This window comes from Lactococcus nasutitermitis (assembly GCF_018403765.1).
Taxonomy (GTDB): domain Bacteria; phylum Bacillota; class Bacilli; order Lactobacillales; family Streptococcaceae; genus Lactococcus; species Lactococcus nasutitermitis.
Genome location: NZ_BOVQ01000003.1, coordinates 1 through 16,044 on the forward strand (window position 1 = coordinate 1; position 16,044 = coordinate 16,044).

Genomic DNA, 16,044 nt, shown 5'->3' on the forward strand with positions numbered 1-16,044 from the left:
AACTGACGGCTGAACTATATGAACTCGTCACACTACTGACACTGGAAGTTTCTGAACTCATTTGGCTTGTGGCGGAATTGACGGTACTGCTGTATAGTGATGCGTTTTTACTGTTGGCAGAGGATACGGCAGAGCTGGTTGCGGAGCTAGAAGTGATAGAAACATAGGAAGGGCTGACTTTGGAAGATGTTTCACTGACTGCTATTGAAGCGGAGTTTGCTTCATTGACAGCACTTGATAATCCAGAACTTGCGGAGGAAAGAAGTCCTGAATCTGTATTCACTGTGACTGCCACAGAATCTACTGAGGTGGAAGCACTTGATGTTGAGGTTAAAGTGGCACTTGGAGCTGTTTCAACAGTCGGTGTATCCGCTTTCGCTTTTGGAGATAAAAAAGGAAGACTAGAAGCCCCGGCTAAAACAGCGAGAGCAGTCGCCGCATAAAGCCAGTGCTTGCCTGATTTCCAAGCTCGGAAACAACTTTTCTGAGAAGAGTGTGGATGTGTTTTCATGATAGGCGGGAAATCCTTTAAAACAAAATTCGTAATCTTTTGATTGCTTTTTTGTTTTATATTCTACTCTTCTTTGGAAATAAATGCAATAGATTTTTTAAATTTTTGTAAAAAATTATCTACAAAATAATCTCTAGGTTCTAATATTTCAAATCATTACTATATGGAGTTTTATGTATTTTCTGTGTTGTAATAACTTCTTTTGATTTATCGTTTTTCATACTGAAAAACAGTAACACATTTTCCGAGCAAAACTATCCCTTGGAGCTAAAAAAATTGTGTTATAATATTTTTATGAATAAAAATGAAATTAAGGTCGGTATAGACAAACTTGCTTTCTTTGTGCCTAATTTTTATGTGGATATGACTGAATTAGCAGTGGCTCGTAATGTAGATCCTGCAAAATTTCATATCGGAATTGGCCAAGACCAAATGGCGGTTAATCCTATTACAGAAGATATTATTACTTTGGCAGCAAATGCTGCTGCTGCTGTTTTGGATGAAAAAGATAAACAGATGATTGATATGGTTATCGTTGGTACAGAATCAGCTGTGGATGAGTCAAAAGCTTCGGCTGTGATTGTTCATGGACTTTTGGATATTCAACCTTTTGCGCGTTCGATTGAGATTAAAGAAGCTTGCTATGGTGCTACTGCTGGTTTAGCACTTGCTTATGACCATGTACGTCAATATCCTGAGCAAAAAGTTTTGGTAATCGCGGCAGATATTGCAAAATATGGTCTTAATACTGGTGGAGAACCTACCCAAGGTGCTGGAGCTGTGGCAATCGTAGTGAGCGCTGCTCCTCATATTTTAGTATTAGGAAATGACAATGTAAGTTTAACACAAGATGTTTATGATTTTTGGCGTCCAATGGGACAAGCGTATCCTTCTGTCGATGGAAAATTTTCTAATGCAACTTACATTGATGCTTTCAGTCAAGTTTGGGATGAATATGCGCGTCGTACAGGAACACATTTTGCTAATTTTGCTGGTCTCGTATTTCACACACCTTACACAAAAATGGGCAAAAAAGCGATGTTACCTAAAATTGAAGCTGAGCCAATCAATCTTCAAGAGCATTTATTAGCACAATATGAAAAAGGGATTATTTACAATCGTCGAGTTGGAAATCTTTATACTGGTTCACTTTATTTGAGCCTCATTTCATTACTAGAAAATTCTTCTGAATTAGTTGCTGGCGATAAATTGGGCTTGTTTAGCTATGGTTCTGGTAGTGTGGCTGAATTTTTCTCTGCTGAATTAGTTGAAGGTTTTGCCGAGCATTTGCGTACGAAAGCCCACTTGGCTTTGCTTGATGGACGAGTACAACTTTCTATTGATGAGTATGAAAGAATGTTTAATACACATATTGACCTCAATCATAATACACATTTTACAGATGATATGCCCTTTTCTATCTCAGAAGTTTTGGATAATCATCGCGTTTATCGAAAATAATTTTTTATCAGTTTTCCAAATAAAAATAATTCTGTCAAAGTTTGGCAGAATTATTTTTTTATTAAAATTGAACATTATCAGGAAACTTATGAGGGAGTAAAGCGCCGTGAAGTTGATTGATAAATGTCATATCTCCGTCCGACAAATTGAAATCAAATATTTCAGTATTTTCTTTAATACGACTAGCTGTGACTGACTTAGGCAATGGAAGATATCCTTTTTGTAAATGCCAACGTAATACAACTTGAGCAACTGTTTTATCATATTTTTGAGCGATTGTATTAAGTGCTCGAATTTTGAAAATTTCTCCCGTTCCTAGTGGGGAATAAGCTTCTGTTAATAGATTGTGCATGTTATTGTAAGTTACTATTTCTTCTTGTTGGTCGCTTGGATTGCAATAAATCTGATTAACAACTGGTTTGATTGTTGCTGTTTTAAATAGTGCGTCCAAATGATGCGTCTGAAAATTGGATACCCCAAGTGAAGATACTTTACCTGCTGTAACTGCTTCTTCCATAGCTCGCCAAACTTCTGAATTGCGTTCTGCAAAGTTAGGGCGCGTTGCTAAAGGATTTGGCCAGTGAATGAGTAAAAGGTCAATCGTATCACATTTCAATCTCATCAAACTCTCATCAATCGCACGTTGAGCAGAGGGAAAATCAATGACTTGATTCCATAACTTTGTGGTGATAAAAAGTTTGTCACGCGAAATATTAGTATCTTTGATTGCTTGCCCTATTGAATTTTCATTGCCATATGCCTGCGCGGTATCTATATGTCGATATCCTAGTTCTAATGCTGTTTTTACAGACTGATAGGCAATATCTCCATCTGGTGTTTGCCATGTGCCAAAGGCTATTTTGGGGATTTTTATACCATTTGATAAGTTGTATGTATCGGTTAGGCTCATTCTTTTCTCACTTTCTCATGATTTACTTTTTATTTTATCATTTTTTGAGAAAAATAAATCTTAGTAAGTTTTTACTAAGATTTTTTATGTTATTTACTGAGTAGCGATGCTGCATCTTCATCTGCAATGACTGTGACATTTTCACGTGTTTGCAGGATTGACGCTGGTAGGTCAATCGTTACTTTTCCTTCGACCATGCCTTTGACTGCTTCTGCTTTTTCTTTGCCGTAAGCCATGAGAACAATTTGTTTTGATTTCATAATTGTTGCAAGTCCCATTGAAATTGCTTGACGTGGAACATCGTTTTCATTTTCAAAGAAACGTGCATTTGCTTTGATTGTGCTTTCTGTCAGGTCAACGACGTGAGTGGTAATATCTGTTGATGTGCCTGGTTCATTGAAACCGATATGTCCATTTTGTCCAATGCCAAGAATTTGCCAGTCGATAGGATGTGCGACAATAATCTCGTCATAATGTTTCGTTTCTGCATCAAGGTCAGCTGCTTTACCATTTGGGAGAAAATTTTCTTTGAAGGGTTTTTCATCGAACAAATGTTTGTTCATGAAATAACGATAAGATTGGTCGTTGGAGCCGTCAAGCCCAACATATTCGTCAAGGTTGACAGAAGTCATTTCGCTAAAATCAAGATTTGAGTTTACAACTTGATTGTAAAATTCAACTGGTGTTGAGCCTGTTGCAAGTCCGAGAACTTTTGCGCCGTTTTCCATGGCTTCTTTAAGAAGTTGATAGCCGATTTTTCCGCCTTCAAGCTGGTTTTTTACTGTGATAACTTTCATTTTTTGATTCTCCTTTGTGAATATTTTATTTAAATTGGTATATATCAATTTATCTACACACTTATTATATCACTTTTTATGAGCTTGTCAACTATTTTCTTTCACTTTTTTTAAAAATTTTTTGAAATCATTTGTTTTGATTTATGCTATAATTAGAGCATTATGAATATAAATGATTTTGATTTTAATTTACCTAAAAGTCTTAGTATAACTGTTTCTTCTATATACAATTACGCAGACTAACCCAAAACTAACCCAAGCAAGGATATACACACCAAATCCTCCTAATTAGGAGGATTTTTGTTTTTCTATTTTTTCTCATTAACTTGGCTTTCCTCAACTTCAGTTTTGAAACTTTTAACTTCTTCCGCAAAGAATTTTAAATTCCCCCCAGCATCGTTTAAGCGTTCAATCATTGCTTGACGCATTTCTCGCAACGATTCTGGATTGTTCGGATTACCCCATTTAATAATAGCACGCATTTTAAAGAAAAATTTTTTGTATTCTAGGTACATCTGTTCCTTGATGACTTGCTCAAATTCTGTTAAATCATCAAGAAATCGTTGGTCTTCTTGCATATTTCCTCCTTAAAAACTTAAACTGATTGGAGCTGAATAGAAAACTTCAAAAACTTCGTTTGTCAATGCGTTTCCATACTCAAAAGTCCCTTTTACATTATTAATACCGCACTGGATGAAAGCACACAGTAGAGCTGTACGGTCTAAATCACACGCTGTGACAATAACTTTCTTAGCCGAGTTCTTCTCTCGCATGTTGGCAATATGTCCAAGAATGAGTGAACCTGTCCCACAACACATATCTGCAACTGTCTCTGTTTCCTTTTTATCATCTCCTTGGGATACAATCATACTCATCAAGCGACCAACATAATCTGGGGTAAAAACCTGTCCATCCTTGTTTTCGGTAAGAAAAACTTCGCTGGTAATCTGTCCCAGCCAATCTTTGAGGACGTGTTTTTGTCAACTGATTAGATGCAATGAGTGATTGTACTTGTTTCATTTGTGCGACCCTCGGATAATAGGCATTAGTTTCCATTTATTCTTCCTCACTTTCAACTGGCACTGGCACAAACTCAATGAGAGGGTTTTTCCATTCTTCTGAGTACAGGTTACCAATAGACTGATAAAATGCTCCGTCTCTCAGCTCTGACAATTCCTGCTTGGTAAATGCTTTGCGGTCTTCAATATCCCCGAAATCGCCATCTTCATCAAGATATACCTCAAAGACATCGCTAAGTCCATCATAATCTCTGTGGTAAATAAGCCCTTCTTGTTTCACATAATATTTTTGTTCACTCATCTTCCACCTACGCCTCTATTTCCCATGTTTTTCTCATATCATCCACAATGGCTTGAATTTTGTCATGAAATTCAGAGCCTACGCCTGTTTCACTTGCAAGTTCTTCTATTTTTTTAATTCGTGTTTTTAACTTCGTTCTTCAACCTCATAGCCAATTATTTTTGCGAATGCAAACTCAGTTGGAATCTTGTCACGCCAATCAACTATTTTTTCTACATTTTCTATATCAAGCCCGTAATTCTCAATTTCAAATAACTCTTTAATATCATGATTATCATATCTATTAAGAAATTTCGCCTGTCATCTTGTTTCTCATGACCCATACATTCTTTATTCCTGTAGTAAGAGGTCCAGAAACTTTTTGTCTTCCTCTTGGACAGTTTGGATAGTCACATAAATGATAGTCTGAGTAATGTTTTACTTCTAATAACTCCCAATCTTTTTTTGAATTCTTGCCCAATCTTATTGATTTTTCGTTGAAATCTATTTCTTTCTGAATAAAGACGTAGAAACTTATCATAATAGTTACTTTTAATAGCCATCTTTTTCTTCTCCTTGAAACAATTATCTCATAAGATTAAATACGCTGGGAAACTTCCCAGCATTATCAGTGTTTATATAAAAAGCACCTACTAATTTAAATTTAAGCACGCGCGTGATAGTAATATTTCCGATAGCTTACTTTTTATACTTCTTTCATCACTTCTTCCAACGTTTGACTAGGTGCAGCAATTTCAGAGTAAAATTCATGAAGCTTGTCATATTTTAAAATAGCTCTAAAGTCATTAAAATGCTTCATTTCTTTCCTACTGGCAGATTCCAGCAACTGTTCAAAACCATTTCCAGATAATCCCAACATATCAAACGTATTATACAGATTATTATGGGCTTGAAGTATATTACTCTCTCGGTGTCTCCTTTTAGTATGCTTAATACTGTATTTTTTCATCAAAAAGTTCGTATAGTTCTCCAAGGCTTGAAAGGATGGAAGTTCTACTACTTTGGGATAAGAAAGTGCCTTGTTCAATAGAGAAATTTCTTCTACTGTCGCTTTTCTCCAATTTATATCAGACGTTACCAGAGTTGTAGTAGGCTTTCCTACCTCAAGCAAATGTCCATTCGTCCGAATAGAACGCTTATACAAAAATAGCCCCATTGGTTCATCATTTGTTGGAAATACAGTCCCTGCAATGAGTTCAATAATACGGTTAAAAGCAACAACCCAATTAACATTATTTTTAATGGACTATCTCCTCGTTCAGTTTACGCCTAAAATTTTAGTAATTTCATCTTCTATACGATAATATTCCTCCCCATAGATGGCAGCAACTTCTTCTTGTTCGTTTAAAATTGCTTCTTTTCTCTCCTCTGAGTCAATGACTACGTTGCATCTGTCTAGTAAATCTTCAAACACATCAATAATCTCAATAGCTAATTCTCTACTCTTTTCCATATCTATTCATCACCTTTCTCTATGAAATAATTATCTCATAAGATTAAATATACTGGGAGACTTCCTTTATTTCTACTTTGATTCCAGAATTTCGCGCGTGACTTCTAAAAGAAAACACCTGTATGAAACAAAATTTTTATAGCAAAAAGTCGAGACTATACACGCGCCTCGACTTTATCATCATGAAAAATCTACTCAAGCAAATCATCAAAAGGAGATATATTGTTATCCGTTACTCTCTTTTGTCGTTCTTGTTTAAGAAAATCAACAAATTTATACAAATGAATATCTAAAACACTTGCATCCCAATCCATATATCTTATTTCTCCCTCTGCATTAAAATAAATCTGAAGATGCTTTGAAGCGTGTCTTCCTCCTTCATACAAAGTTTTGAAATCTGTAATATCTTCCCAAGCAACATGGCGTTTATTTTCACAAAATATAATTCCATCTTCTTGGAGTATTAAAGCTGGCTTTTTTCTTTGCTTCAAACTAGAGCGTAGTGAACTAAAACAAAAAGCTAAACCCCAGCCTGCAATTCCCATCACAATAAAAGCAAGTTTCAAAGGAATAGATAAGGGAGTAGAAGCTCCAAATTCATGATGTTGCTTTGCAAAAATCGCAATCCAAAAACACATTATTCCAAAAGCTATAAAGAGACTTGTTTGAAAAATCCCAAGTTTGAGTTTCCATTTTACTGTCATAGGAATTTGATACATTTTTTTCTTCTTCATGATATGTTTTCTATTCTTTCTCTTTAAACAAAACAAAGAAAAAGTATTTTTTGAACACTTTTTCTTTCAAATTTAGTTCCATCATCCAGAATAATGATAACAGAAGCGATTGACTTGAAAATTCAATCGGCGGAAAATTCCGCTCATTACAAAACTATGTTTTCCGCGGGAACATACACAGAGATATGGAATTATAGTTTTTTGCTATTACGCTTTCTTTTCCTTAGAATTTGAGTTTCCAAATTGAAAACCTGTCATATCAATTAATTTCATTGGTGGATATGGATAGTCAGGTAAATCCGAAGAATTAGCTTTAAAAACGAACCACAAGTCCCATATTTCTCTTATAGACTGTTTTCCTAATTTTTGTGTAAGCCTATTCTCTCGTAAAAAGTTCTTAAAATATGTGTCATATGCTGGAATCGCTGCACTTGTTCCAAGTATTATCTTAGATATTAAGGTAGCCGTTGGGCTTACATCTATTTTCCTATAATACTTCTGTAAAGCATCTATCGTCTCCCAAACTTTCTCAGCATAGCCTTTAATTTCTTTTTCGTTTTCTGGATATTGCCTTAATCTTGGTAATGACTCTATCACTATCTCTACTGCTTCTTCGTGAATGTGGTAATTATGCTTTAAAAGTTTTGATGAACCTCGCAACATTCCAAAATTTGCAAGATATAACATGAGACTTCTGGTAAGATAGTCCAACTTTTCATTGGATAAATGGGGGGTATCAATCATTGAAAAGTCATCAAAAATAATATTCCAAGAACGATACCTACCATTTTCCTCGTTTTCAACGGATGAATAATAGATTTCAATATCCTCTTCCATTTTTTTATAGTCCATATTTTTTCTTTTCCTCCTCAGGCGTATCTTTCTTTGGAGCATTCATTTTATTTTTTCTATGCTGTCTTTTGAATAATAACCAGCATCCAATCATGATAACCGCACATATACCAAGCATAATCAATTCATTAGGTATAACGTCCGTCTCTCCATAAGTAAGGGATACAATTAGGGCATATATCGAATAACATGTCCCCAACAATCCAAAGCCACTAAACAACAAAAAATCAAGGGCTAATAAACTTTTATTGAATTTCATAATCTTTCTCCTTTGAACAAAAACTCACGCGCGTGACCAGTTAAAATCATTTTTCCAATAAAACTAAATATTCATCAATCACAGCATCTAATTTTTGAAGGATATCATCTGCCGTTTTTAACTCTTGCCGGTGTTTCTTTAATTTCCACTCAATATTATTACGCACACGTAGGAGGTCAGGTTTAGCTCCTTGGATTTGTTCAATGCCATTATCCCATTTTGCTTTCTGCCAATCTTCTAATTCTGACAAGTCTAGGGAATTGATAAGAGAAATTTGTTTATCAAATGAGTCTATCACTGCGGCATGCTTATCGAATTTCTCCTGCTGTTCTAATAAACCATCAATTTTCCTTTGTATTCCCATTTTCTTTTGGCAGACATCATCTTTATTCGCTTGAAGACTTTTAAGCATATCCTCAATATTTTTTGTACTCTTCTCTCGTGATTTCCATACTCACCTCCTTTGATAGAAGATTAAATCTATCATTCCCTCATCACTCTTTTGCAAAAAAACCATAATAATATAATTCTCTGCTACCAGCAGAAGTCAAACAAAGCTTACAAATAGACTTTTAATCCCATTCTTCCAGCAATTCTTCTTGCCACTCTATATGTTCGAGACCTGACTGAATACCTGAAATGACAGATGTTTTAACAAATTTAAGTTGATTCTCATTAATTTCATCCATCTCATAAAGGAAATTATAAAATCGCTTTAAAGATGCGCCATTTTGTTTAAGTGATGCGCGTGATGCCCACATTGCTTTTCTAGGAAAGAAATCGCCCAAAAAGTCACTTATCTCGTAAATAGCTTTATCAGGTGTATGCAAGCCATAATACAACGCTCCCTCGTTCAAAAAGAAATCAATATTTTCGTCATGCCTTCTAACAACTACATCACTTAGTCCTAATTTCTCTTTGAGGTATTGTTGAAACACTTCCAACACCAAATAATTATTTTCTTGGATTTCTTTACGATATTTTTCATACATCGGACTATCGACATCCGCAGAAAGCTTCTTTTCCCATTTTGAAAAATCTTGCCAAGGTTTTGAAAGAGATACTTTTTCTTTAGTCATAATTCCCCTTTGTTAGGCGTTGCTCTTGCAACTTTTCCATTTAGCTTCATTTTACCACCATGCTTCAATATTTACAATATGTAATTTTACAGAAAATAAGAAAGTAACTATCAAAAATCTAATCAGTTATGTTGTATTTTGGCTATAGGGTACAGGCTATTTGAAACCAATTTATTTAACATAACCATCAAAGTATCTTTTCCAGCATCACTTAGCATGGCTTTATGGAATAATCGCTGTGTTACAAATTGCATTGCTCATCGTGCTCTGGCGCGGAAAATAAGAAGAAATGATAACCCAAGATTATTCTAAATGATGAGCGAGTGGTATGAAAATATCATTCGCTTTTTTAATAAAAAAGACCTTTCATATTTTTGAAAAGTCTATATTCTTGGGTTCACATCAAAAAGAATGTCAATCTATGATATTAGAGTTGAGCAAGCAACTCTTTTAAATAATCCGCAATATGCGCGTGTGAAAAAATATCTGTTTCTTTGACAAAAGTTTTCACAGTTCTCTTATATTACAAAGTAAAAAGCGTAACTTTTTTAAGAATTACGCCTTTATCTTACTTTATCAGTACTCTTGATGTTTTCTTTTTATATACCTAACCATACGAATTAAATCAGAAGTTGTCCCTCCTCCGACCAAAGCAATAGTAAGTAATCCTAACAGTGAAGAAGTTGAAAAATATAAATAAAATCCATAAAGAGTCCATAAATAGCCTACTATAAAAATAATACTATCACGATAAACTATCTTTTTATTATCGTATATTTTTAATCTTCTCTCTATCTTTTGTTTTCGCTTTTCTCTCAAATCCATGATATTATACTCTCTTATACTTTTTTCACTCAACCTATAGCAGACTGATAAGCTCCTTCAATTTTATATGAATCATATAGGTATTTACCTAAACTGGCTAAGAATATTGCAATTGCTCCTGTTTTCAAATCTCCTGGCAACCCTAACATTCCTGTGATTATTTTTCCAACAAAAGTTCCTGCTAATTTATTAACAAATTCCAATGCTGCGACTCCTTCCGGAAAAAAAGCAGCAACAGCGACTACAACAGCCAACCCTACACCAGATACTAGAGCAGTAGTTCTTCCAGAGCCTAATGCATTCACAGAGTCTCTAAAATTAAGACCTAATCCTAAGGTTATCATTTTAGTATTTTTATTTTTACGTACTCGCATTTTTTGATTATCTCCACTAATTGCATAACCATATTTTGAACCAACAAAATAAGCTTGTCCAGTTGTTTCAGAGCCCATTTGACTTACCACTTGATTATTTATTTTTTTCCCTAAAGGATTAAAAATTGTTGGACTGCTATATGTTGGTATTGCTGCAGGATTAACATTACTTCCGACTTTTTGATGTTCTACATCACTACTTACATTGACGGTAGCTCCAGCATCTGTTTTTCTCCAATTATGCCATGTCCGTGTCCATTCATACTCCACACCACCCATTAACATTGTATCAAAATTCGTAGAAATATAAAAGGTTTTTTCCCACCATGGATTCCAAATTTCATAATAAGGAGTATGAACAGCTGTATTTCCATCGGCAGGTAAAACATACCCAACAATTGCAAGAGAATGTCCTGGATTTTCCATTGTTCCTCGTTCAGCAGTTTCATTAATATCATACCCATCTAATTGAATAATTTTATCACTATCAATTTCTTTTTTTACCTCCTCAAAGCTAAGAGAATGATTCTCTACATCAGCGGTAACTTGATATGTTTCCTGAAGATGTTTGAGACTTTCTCCAATATCTCCCCCTGTCATAGTTGTCAATTCATCATCAGGTACTCCTGGTTTATATGCTCGCATAATTTCTTTTGCTGTTGTTATTGGTTTACCTAGTTCTTTGGCTTTACCAATCGTATTAATCGCTGCTGCTGCAACATATTCTGAACACCAAGGCTCTTGTCCTTGAGTTTCACGAACTCCAAAATCTGGCGCTGTGTAATATGTAGCTACGGGAAGAGAAACCGAATTCGTCGAATTTGAATTGGTTGGCTCAGAATTTGTAAATGGTGTTTCCGTAGGTGTTGGACTATCTTTTTGTCGAATATTATAAATGGTAGTTTCTGTATTATAATCCCAAGAATAATAAGTTGAGCCCTCAAAACCATCTCTCCTAACAACATCATAATCAAAATTTCTCATTTTTTCATTTTGAGTGGTAATAGCAGTACTTAGGGAATAGTCAACAATATATTGAGGATTAATTTGTTCACCCTTTACATTTACCCAATCTACTGTATAGGCAATTGTATTGTCTGCAAATCCAACTCCAATTACCGCTTCATTTTTTCTCGGATTATCTGCTTTAACAGCATCCAATACTGTTAAATAAAGCTTTCCTTCACTTCCTAAAGTTTTAGTGAATGATTTGGTCAACTTACCATCTATCGTATCAAAGACAAAACCCAAAGAAGAATACCAATCTTCTATTTGTTTAGAAGAAATATCTTCATCTTCTGAAAGATTAGCAAAGTTATTCAAATCTGCTACCGTTTTTTGGTGTTCAGAATCAAAATATAAATTAATTAATGCTACTGCATCCAGCTTAGTAGTGCTAACATCGGAAGAGTCACTCGTATCCGCCCCCCATAAATGCATAACATCTTGGTCAATAAAATCTGCTTCTACAATATTTGAACCTTCTTTGATTAAGGTAGTATTAAATATTCCTGATTTTCTATCTTCTCGAATTTGTTCCCTGTTTTCCCAAGAAGGGTCTTTTTTTAAATCAGTAATTGTTTTTACCCATTTAAATGAATTTGTTCTCTGTATTTCATCAGGATTTTCTGATGTAGCAGAAAATTGGAAGGGCTCTGCTTCTGCTCCGTCTTGAATCGTTGCTTCTCCATAATTATAGGTCTTAATAAAAGATTCGTGCAAGTTTCCTGTCTCTGTGCCTGTTTCTACATCATCATGTGCATAAAGCATTCCAGCTGAAGTTTTATTCAGCCAATCCTCATCATTTTGTCCTTCCAGTACTGTTAACATTGGCTGAGAGTTGTCCAGATTCTTTTTGATTTCATCAGTGGTGAGAGACCGATTAATAACAGTTGCGGTATAACCTATTGATGCTAACCATTGAACAACTTGTTCCGCTGTGACACTCTCTGTTTTTAATTGTTCCGCTGTATCTTTAGGATATAAATATTTAAGAACATCTGTTCCAGTATAAAAAACTCCCTCAGTCTCTATGTTATCCAGCTCTACCATCAATGCTGCTGTTTCCGCAAGTGATTGTGATGGTAAAATAAGAGAATTAACATCAATAAGAGTTGTTTCTGCTATTTCTTTAATTTGTTTTATATCAACACTAATATTATCCTCTGAATAGGCTGTATTTGCATTTGAAAATGCGAGTGCTGGAGGTGCAAAAGCTGAAAACAATAGAATACCAATACTGGTTGAAATTGCAAGTTTAGATTTTAATTTTTTTATTGTCATAAATTACCTCTTGTTATCTATTTTTAATGATTGTATATACTCTCCCTTGATACTTCATCTGACTAATTGAGAATTTTGTATCTTTAGAATTTCTTTCAAGTTCAATTAAGTCTGTTTCCGTTATTTCTTTTGGAACAAATTCTCCTCCCTCATTTTTTAATAAAACATAAAAGTTCTCGTTCTTGAGTAGTTCTTTATTATACTTATCAATATTGCTTTTCTTTATTTTTAAATTTGATTCTAACTTGACTGTTGTTTTTACTGCTTTATCTTTTTTTATTTCTTGTTGGGTTGTCTCCTTTGCTTTGAAAGCCTCCTTAGTTTTTTTTAATTTTACTTCACTCAACCGTGTCTGATTAATTTTGGGGACTTTTATTTCACCTCCTTTAATAGTTAGTGCAATGATGCTTATAATAATTACACCGACTATCATAAAACTTCCCTTTTTCTTCCACTTTCTCACTTTTTTCTCCTTTCTTTTTAAGTTTGTTTTAATTTTAATTTAATTTTATATAATCGCCTAATAATATACTAAGAAAATCATAGGTTGCAATTTTAATTAGTTATTCTAAAAAGTTAATAAAGAGATAAAAAAACCTATTTCACAAAAATAGGTTAAACAAAGATATGTTAATGTTTTGAAGTAAAAATACTCCCACTACAAACCATCTAAATTGTTTTAAAAGTTTTTTATGTTTTTGCCAATAATGACGTGAAAGCTCTGCTTCCTTTCCATCTTCCTTAAATTGAATTACAAACGCACTGTATCTTTTATATATTTTCTTAATATATAAAGGGTTAGATAAGGTAGAAATACTCGTTCTTATCAATTCTTCATGACATTCTTCAAACCTTTTTAGACTTTCACGTATTTTAAATTGTTTAGTTTCCGTATATACCTCCAAATAATGAGGGTGTTGCTTATCACTTTCGACAAACAAAATTTTTTCGCCTACAATCTTTTCTTTATAAAGACAACCCATATTTTCTCCTAAAATAGTTTTCCATAATCTATAGTATAGTGTATTAAAGAATATTCACATTTAGAAATTTACAATGACGATATTTAATTAATCAACATATCAAAATAGTGTATATTATTCAATATCTCACTCTCACTCTAAAACTGCCATTTCGCACAGAAAAAGCCACTCCTCAACTATTAGCTGTACACTTTTAAAACTATCTTTAAGGTTTGATATAACTGACACAAGAAAGATTCCAAAGTGAAAGTTAATCCTATCCATTTTTTAACCATTTTTCACTCTTAACAACCTTATAAATCGCTCAACCATGCGAAAAGATAAATATACATTTTATTGATAGTAAGATTGATTAACTTTTCACAAGTATTCACTCTTATTGCGGGGGAAAATCGCTTAACAGAGGCAAGTGCAAATAAGAGTGACTCTTAATGATAGGATAAATGGCTTAACTCTGGGAATTATGTGCTTGTTCTAGGACTTTTCACTCTTATCAGTACAAGAAATGCTTTAACAGAGCGAAAGTTAAAATAAGATTACTCTTAATACTGACAGAAATCGCATAACAAAGCCATTCATCATTTTGAAAATTTGTACAAAATATCTCTTCTTTTTATCCTAAAAGCACATAAATTTCATTTTATAGCCCTCCTGATAATTCTCACTCTTAAAAGATGTCACAATCGCTCAACAGAGCGAAAGCAAAATAAGAGTGACTCTTAACGATAGGAGAAATAGCTCAATACAGCATTTTCTACACTTCTTTCATGACTTTTCACTCTTATCAGGATAAGAAATGGCTTAGTACAGCCAAAAGTAAAATAAGAATACTCTTAACGCTATTACAAATCGCACAACAAAGCCTTTTCTTATTTTCAAAATTTGCTTAAATCATCTCGTATTTTATTCAAAAAGCTCAAAAGTTCCAATCCCCAAAATAAGCAAGTATTTTCACTCTTAAAGGCGGTATAAATCGCTCAACAAAGCGACGTCCAAAATAAGAATACTCTTAAAGATAAGAAAAAAGGCTCAACAGAGCCATTTGTCATTTAAGATAAATAAAAAAGAATGAGTACATAAATATGCAAAAATATGATTTTATGCACTTTTAGAACTCATTCTATTTTCTACTCTTAGCACCACTTAAAATCGCTTAACTCTGGGATTATTTGGCTAATCCTGCAAAAGGATTTGTGATATTATTCTCAATATTAACAACCTCTTCTTCGTGCTTTTCAGTCATTTTTGAGGTTGAAATAGCACTTTTTTTCTTGGTTTTTGTCTGATTTTCAGCCTTCTCTGAGGGCTTCATTTCTTGATTTTGTAACTTATTCTCTGTGTTTGGAGTAAAAATAGCACTATTCCAACCTAGAGTAAGAGGACTTTCCCCTGTATTTACGGTTTTATTGGCAATCAACTCTAAAAACGTTTGAATTGTCATGCCCTCTTTGGTTAAAATTGAAGAAAAAGAGTCCATGACTTCTTCTTCAAGTGAAATTGTAAGGCGTTTACGCATCCTATTCTCCTATTCGTTGATACAATTTGTCGAAGTCTGCTACATTTTGTATCGTTTTAAGACAAATTGCAACAGCTCACAACATCTATTATAGCACAAATTGTAGTAATTTGTCACAATTTGTTTTAATATATCTCAAATTAACACAAATTGAGACAGGGATAAAGAAATTTATTCAATCAAGAACACAAAAAAATATCCATTTAGGATATTTGGATTTAGCGGTGGGTCACTGTTACTTGGTAACCTTTTGCTTCATACTCTTTTGTTAATTGATTGATTTCTGCATCCTCTTTTGCTTTATTTTCATCTTCTGATTGAGTGGTTGAGACTTGTTGTACTGGTACTTTAGATTGTGTTGTTTGTTCCTGCATGTGAGCAGAACGCTGTGCACTAGAAACAGATGGAGCGCTCACTTGTTTGGGAGAATGAGAAACGCTTGCTATCGGCTTCTCCTTAGCTTTAGGAGCTTTGGAATTACTTTTGATTTTATCAGGTAAAGTATGCTGTGAGGTAGAGGGAGCTGAAACATCTTTCTTGACACCTTGCGGATAGAAATAGTGAAAAGTAGCTACTCCACTTCCGCCAATAATCACTACCAACATGACTAGAATACCAGTCAACATCTTAGATTTTTTCTTGCTTTTCTTTTTTGAAGTCTCTGTTCTACGTTCCTGCATAATACTA

The 16,044-nt window shown here is 34.1% G+C and carries 21 protein-coding genes; 1 reads left to right on the forward strand and 20 read right to left on the reverse strand.

The window, feature by feature from the left end; translation table 11 throughout:
• Nucleotides 1–511: KxYKxGKxW signal peptide domain-containing protein (locus tag KJS36_RS02635; RefSeq protein ID WP_213534057.1), on the reverse strand; the 511-nt coding region annotated here is incomplete at its 3' end.
• Between the two features lie 309 nt (nucleotides 512–820).
• On the opposite strand from KJS36_RS02635, the gene KJS36_RS02640 reads away from it, so the two are divergent.
• The gene (locus KJS36_RS02640) at nucleotides 821–1,972 is read left to right on the forward strand and encodes a hydroxymethylglutaryl-CoA synthase (RefSeq protein WP_213534690.1); all 1,152 of its coding nucleotides are present in this window, start codon (nucleotides 821–823) and stop codon (nucleotides 1,970–1,972) included.
• Between the two features lie 61 nt (nucleotides 1,973–2,033).
• Here the strand turns inward: KJS36_RS02640 and KJS36_RS02645 are convergent, their stop codons facing one another.
• The 19 genes from KJS36_RS02645 to KJS36_RS02730 form a co-directional block, all read right to left on the reverse strand.
• Complete coding sequence (locus KJS36_RS02645; protein WP_213534059.1) at nucleotides 2,034–2,882, reverse strand: aldo/keto reductase; 849 nt, start codon at nucleotides 2,880–2,882, stop codon at nucleotides 2,034–2,036.
• Between the two features lie 89 nt (nucleotides 2,883–2,971).
• Nucleotides 2,972–3,679: a glucosamine-6-phosphate deaminase gene (gene nagB / locus KJS36_RS02650; RefSeq protein ID WP_213534061.1), complete on the reverse strand. Its 708-nt coding sequence runs from the start codon at nucleotides 3,677–3,679 to the stop codon at nucleotides 2,972–2,974.
• A 308-nt stretch (nucleotides 3,680–3,987) separates the two neighbouring features.
• Complete coding sequence (locus KJS36_RS02655; RefSeq protein ID WP_213534063.1) at nucleotides 3,988–4,257, reverse strand: hypothetical protein; 270 nt, start codon at nucleotides 4,255–4,257, stop codon at nucleotides 3,988–3,990.
• Nucleotides 4,258–4,266: 9 nt separating this feature from the next.
• Nucleotides 4,267–4,548 (reverse strand): N-6 DNA methylase, encoded by a 282-nt coding sequence (locus KJS36_RS02660; RefSeq protein WP_244842587.1) that lies wholly within the window; start codon nucleotides 4,546–4,548, stop codon nucleotides 4,267–4,269.
• Nucleotides 4,526–4,735 carry a hypothetical protein gene (locus tag KJS36_RS10775; protein ID WP_244842589.1) on the reverse strand — a complete coding sequence of 70 codons (210 nt, stop codon included), beginning with the start codon at nucleotides 4,733–4,735 and terminating at the stop codon, nucleotides 4,526–4,528. Before KJS36_RS10775 ends, KJS36_RS02660 begins: the two co-directional genes overlap by 23 nt.
• Nucleotides 4,736–4,999 (reverse strand): hypothetical protein, encoded by a 264-nt coding sequence (locus KJS36_RS02665; protein ID WP_213534065.1) that lies wholly within the window; start codon nucleotides 4,997–4,999, stop codon nucleotides 4,736–4,738.
• Between the two features lie 685 nt (nucleotides 5,000–5,684).
• Nucleotides 5,685–6,155: a hypothetical protein gene (locus KJS36_RS02670; protein WP_213534067.1), complete on the reverse strand. Its 471-nt coding sequence runs from the start codon at nucleotides 6,153–6,155 to the stop codon at nucleotides 5,685–5,687.
• Nucleotides 6,156–6,257: 102 nt separating this feature from the next.
• Nucleotides 6,258–6,452, reverse strand: coding sequence for a hypothetical protein (locus KJS36_RS02675; protein ID WP_213534069.1), 195 nt, complete (start codon nucleotides 6,450–6,452; stop codon nucleotides 6,258–6,260).
• A gap of 191 nt (nucleotides 6,453–6,643) precedes the next feature.
• Complete coding sequence (locus KJS36_RS02680) at nucleotides 6,644–7,186, reverse strand: hypothetical protein (protein ID WP_213534071.1); 543 nt, start codon at nucleotides 7,184–7,186, stop codon at nucleotides 6,644–6,646.
• Between the two features lie 207 nt (nucleotides 7,187–7,393).
• Entirely contained in the window at nucleotides 7,394–8,038 is a 645-nt protein-coding gene (locus tag KJS36_RS02685) for a hypothetical protein (protein WP_213534073.1), read from the reverse strand.
• Nucleotides 8,028–8,297: a hypothetical protein gene (locus KJS36_RS02690; protein WP_213534075.1), complete on the reverse strand. Its 270-nt coding sequence runs from the start codon at nucleotides 8,295–8,297 to the stop codon at nucleotides 8,028–8,030. Before KJS36_RS02690 ends, KJS36_RS02685 begins: the two co-directional genes overlap by 11 nt.
• 46 nt (nucleotides 8,298–8,343) lie before the next feature.
• Nucleotides 8,344–8,709, reverse strand: a complete 366-nt coding sequence (locus KJS36_RS02695; RefSeq protein WP_213534077.1) for a hypothetical protein — start codon at nucleotides 8,707–8,709, stop codon at nucleotides 8,344–8,346.
• 160 nt (nucleotides 8,710–8,869) lie between these two features.
• Entirely contained in the window at nucleotides 8,870–9,376 is a 507-nt protein-coding gene (locus KJS36_RS02700; protein ID WP_213534079.1) for a hypothetical protein, read from the reverse strand.
• Between the two features lie 576 nt (nucleotides 9,377–9,952).
• Nucleotides 9,953–10,201: a hypothetical protein gene (locus KJS36_RS02705; RefSeq protein ID WP_213534081.1), complete on the reverse strand. Its 249-nt coding sequence runs from the start codon at nucleotides 10,199–10,201 to the stop codon at nucleotides 9,953–9,955.
• A gap of 29 nt (nucleotides 10,202–10,230) precedes the next feature.
• Nucleotides 10,231–12,858: a C47 family peptidase gene (locus KJS36_RS02710; RefSeq protein WP_213534083.1), complete on the reverse strand. Its 2,628-nt coding sequence runs from the start codon at nucleotides 12,856–12,858 to the stop codon at nucleotides 10,231–10,233.
• Between the two features lie 13 nt (nucleotides 12,859–12,871).
• A complete protein-coding gene (locus tag KJS36_RS02715) occupies nucleotides 12,872–13,321 on the reverse strand; it encodes a hypothetical protein (protein ID WP_213534085.1) in 450 nt (149 codons plus the stop codon).
• A gap of 139 nt (nucleotides 13,322–13,460) precedes the next feature.
• Nucleotides 13,461–13,841, reverse strand: coding sequence for a LytTR family DNA-binding domain-containing protein (locus KJS36_RS02720; protein ID WP_213534087.1), 381 nt, complete (start codon nucleotides 13,839–13,841; stop codon nucleotides 13,461–13,463).
• A 1,165-nt stretch (nucleotides 13,842–15,006) separates the two neighbouring features.
• A complete protein-coding gene (locus KJS36_RS02725) occupies nucleotides 15,007–15,357 on the reverse strand; it encodes a hypothetical protein (protein WP_213534089.1) in 351 nt (116 codons plus the stop codon).
• 218 nt (nucleotides 15,358–15,575) lie between these two features.
• Nucleotides 15,576–16,037 (reverse strand): hypothetical protein, encoded by a 462-nt coding sequence (locus KJS36_RS02730; RefSeq protein ID WP_213534091.1) that lies wholly within the window; start codon nucleotides 16,035–16,037, stop codon nucleotides 15,576–15,578.
• Nucleotides 16,038–16,044: the final 7 nt, after the last annotated feature.

Excerpts from the sequence above, each read along its gene's own strand:
- KJS36_RS02680 (WP_213534071.1), bottom strand. The coding sequence starts at position 7,186 with ATGAAGAAGAAAAAAATGTATCAAATTCCTATGACAGTAAAATGGAAA.
- KJS36_RS02685 (WP_213534073.1), bottom strand. The coding sequence starts at position 8,038 with ATGGACTATAAAAAAATGGAAGAGGATATTGAAATCTATTATTCATCC.
- KJS36_RS02705 (WP_213534081.1), bottom strand. The coding sequence starts at position 10,201 with ATGGATTTGAGAGAAAAGCGAAAACAAAAGATAGAGAGAAGATTAAAA.
- KJS36_RS02725 (WP_213534089.1), bottom strand. The coding sequence starts at position 15,357 with ATGCGTAAACGCCTTACAATTTCACTTGAAGAAGAAGTCATGGACTCT.
- nagB (WP_213534061.1), bottom strand. The coding sequence starts at position 3,679 with ATGAAAGTTATCACAGTAAAAAACCAGCTTGAAGGCGGAAAAATCGGC.
- KJS36_RS02690 (WP_213534075.1), bottom strand. The coding sequence starts at position 8,297 with ATGAAATTCAATAAAAGTTTATTAGCCCTTGATTTTTTGTTGTTTAGT.
- KJS36_RS02655 (WP_213534063.1), bottom strand. The coding sequence starts at position 4,257 with ATGCAAGAAGACCAACGATTTCTTGATGATTTAACAGAATTTGAGCAA.
- KJS36_RS02660 (WP_244842587.1), bottom strand. The coding sequence starts at position 4,548 with ATGATTGTATCCCAAGGAGATGATAAAAAGGAAACAGAGACAGTTGCA.
- KJS36_RS02720 (WP_213534087.1), bottom strand. The coding sequence starts at position 13,841 with ATGGGTTGTCTTTATAAAGAAAAGATTGTAGGCGAAAAAATTTTGTTT.
- KJS36_RS02695 (WP_213534077.1), bottom strand. The coding sequence starts at position 8,709 with ATGCTTAAAAGTCTTCAAGCGAATAAAGATGATGTCTGCCAAAAGAAA.
- KJS36_RS02645 (WP_213534059.1), bottom strand. The coding sequence starts at position 2,882 with ATGAGCCTAACCGATACATACAACTTATCAAATGGTATAAAAATCCCC.
- KJS36_RS10775 (WP_244842589.1), bottom strand. The coding sequence starts at position 4,735 with ATGGAAACTAATGCCTATTATCCGAGGGTCGCACAAATGAAACAAGTA.
- KJS36_RS02710 (WP_213534083.1), bottom strand. The coding sequence starts at position 12,858 with ATGACAATAAAAAAATTAAAATCTAAACTTGCAATTTCAACCAGTATT.
- KJS36_RS02730 (WP_213534091.1), bottom strand. The coding sequence starts at position 16,037 with ATGCAGGAACGTAGAACAGAGACTTCAAAAAAGAAAAGCAAGAAAAAA.
- KJS36_RS02670 (WP_213534067.1), bottom strand. The coding sequence starts at position 6,155 with ATGGGGCTATTTTTGTATAAGCGTTCTATTCGGACGAATGGACATTTG.
- KJS36_RS02665 (WP_213534065.1), bottom strand. The coding sequence starts at position 4,999 with ATGAGTGAACAAAAATATTATGTGAAACAAGAAGGGCTTATTTACCAC.
- KJS36_RS02700 (WP_213534079.1), bottom strand. The coding sequence starts at position 9,376 with ATGACTAAAGAAAAAGTATCTCTTTCAAAACCTTGGCAAGATTTTTCA.
- KJS36_RS02675 (WP_213534069.1), bottom strand. The coding sequence starts at position 6,452 with ATGGAAAAGAGTAGAGAATTAGCTATTGAGATTATTGATGTGTTTGAA.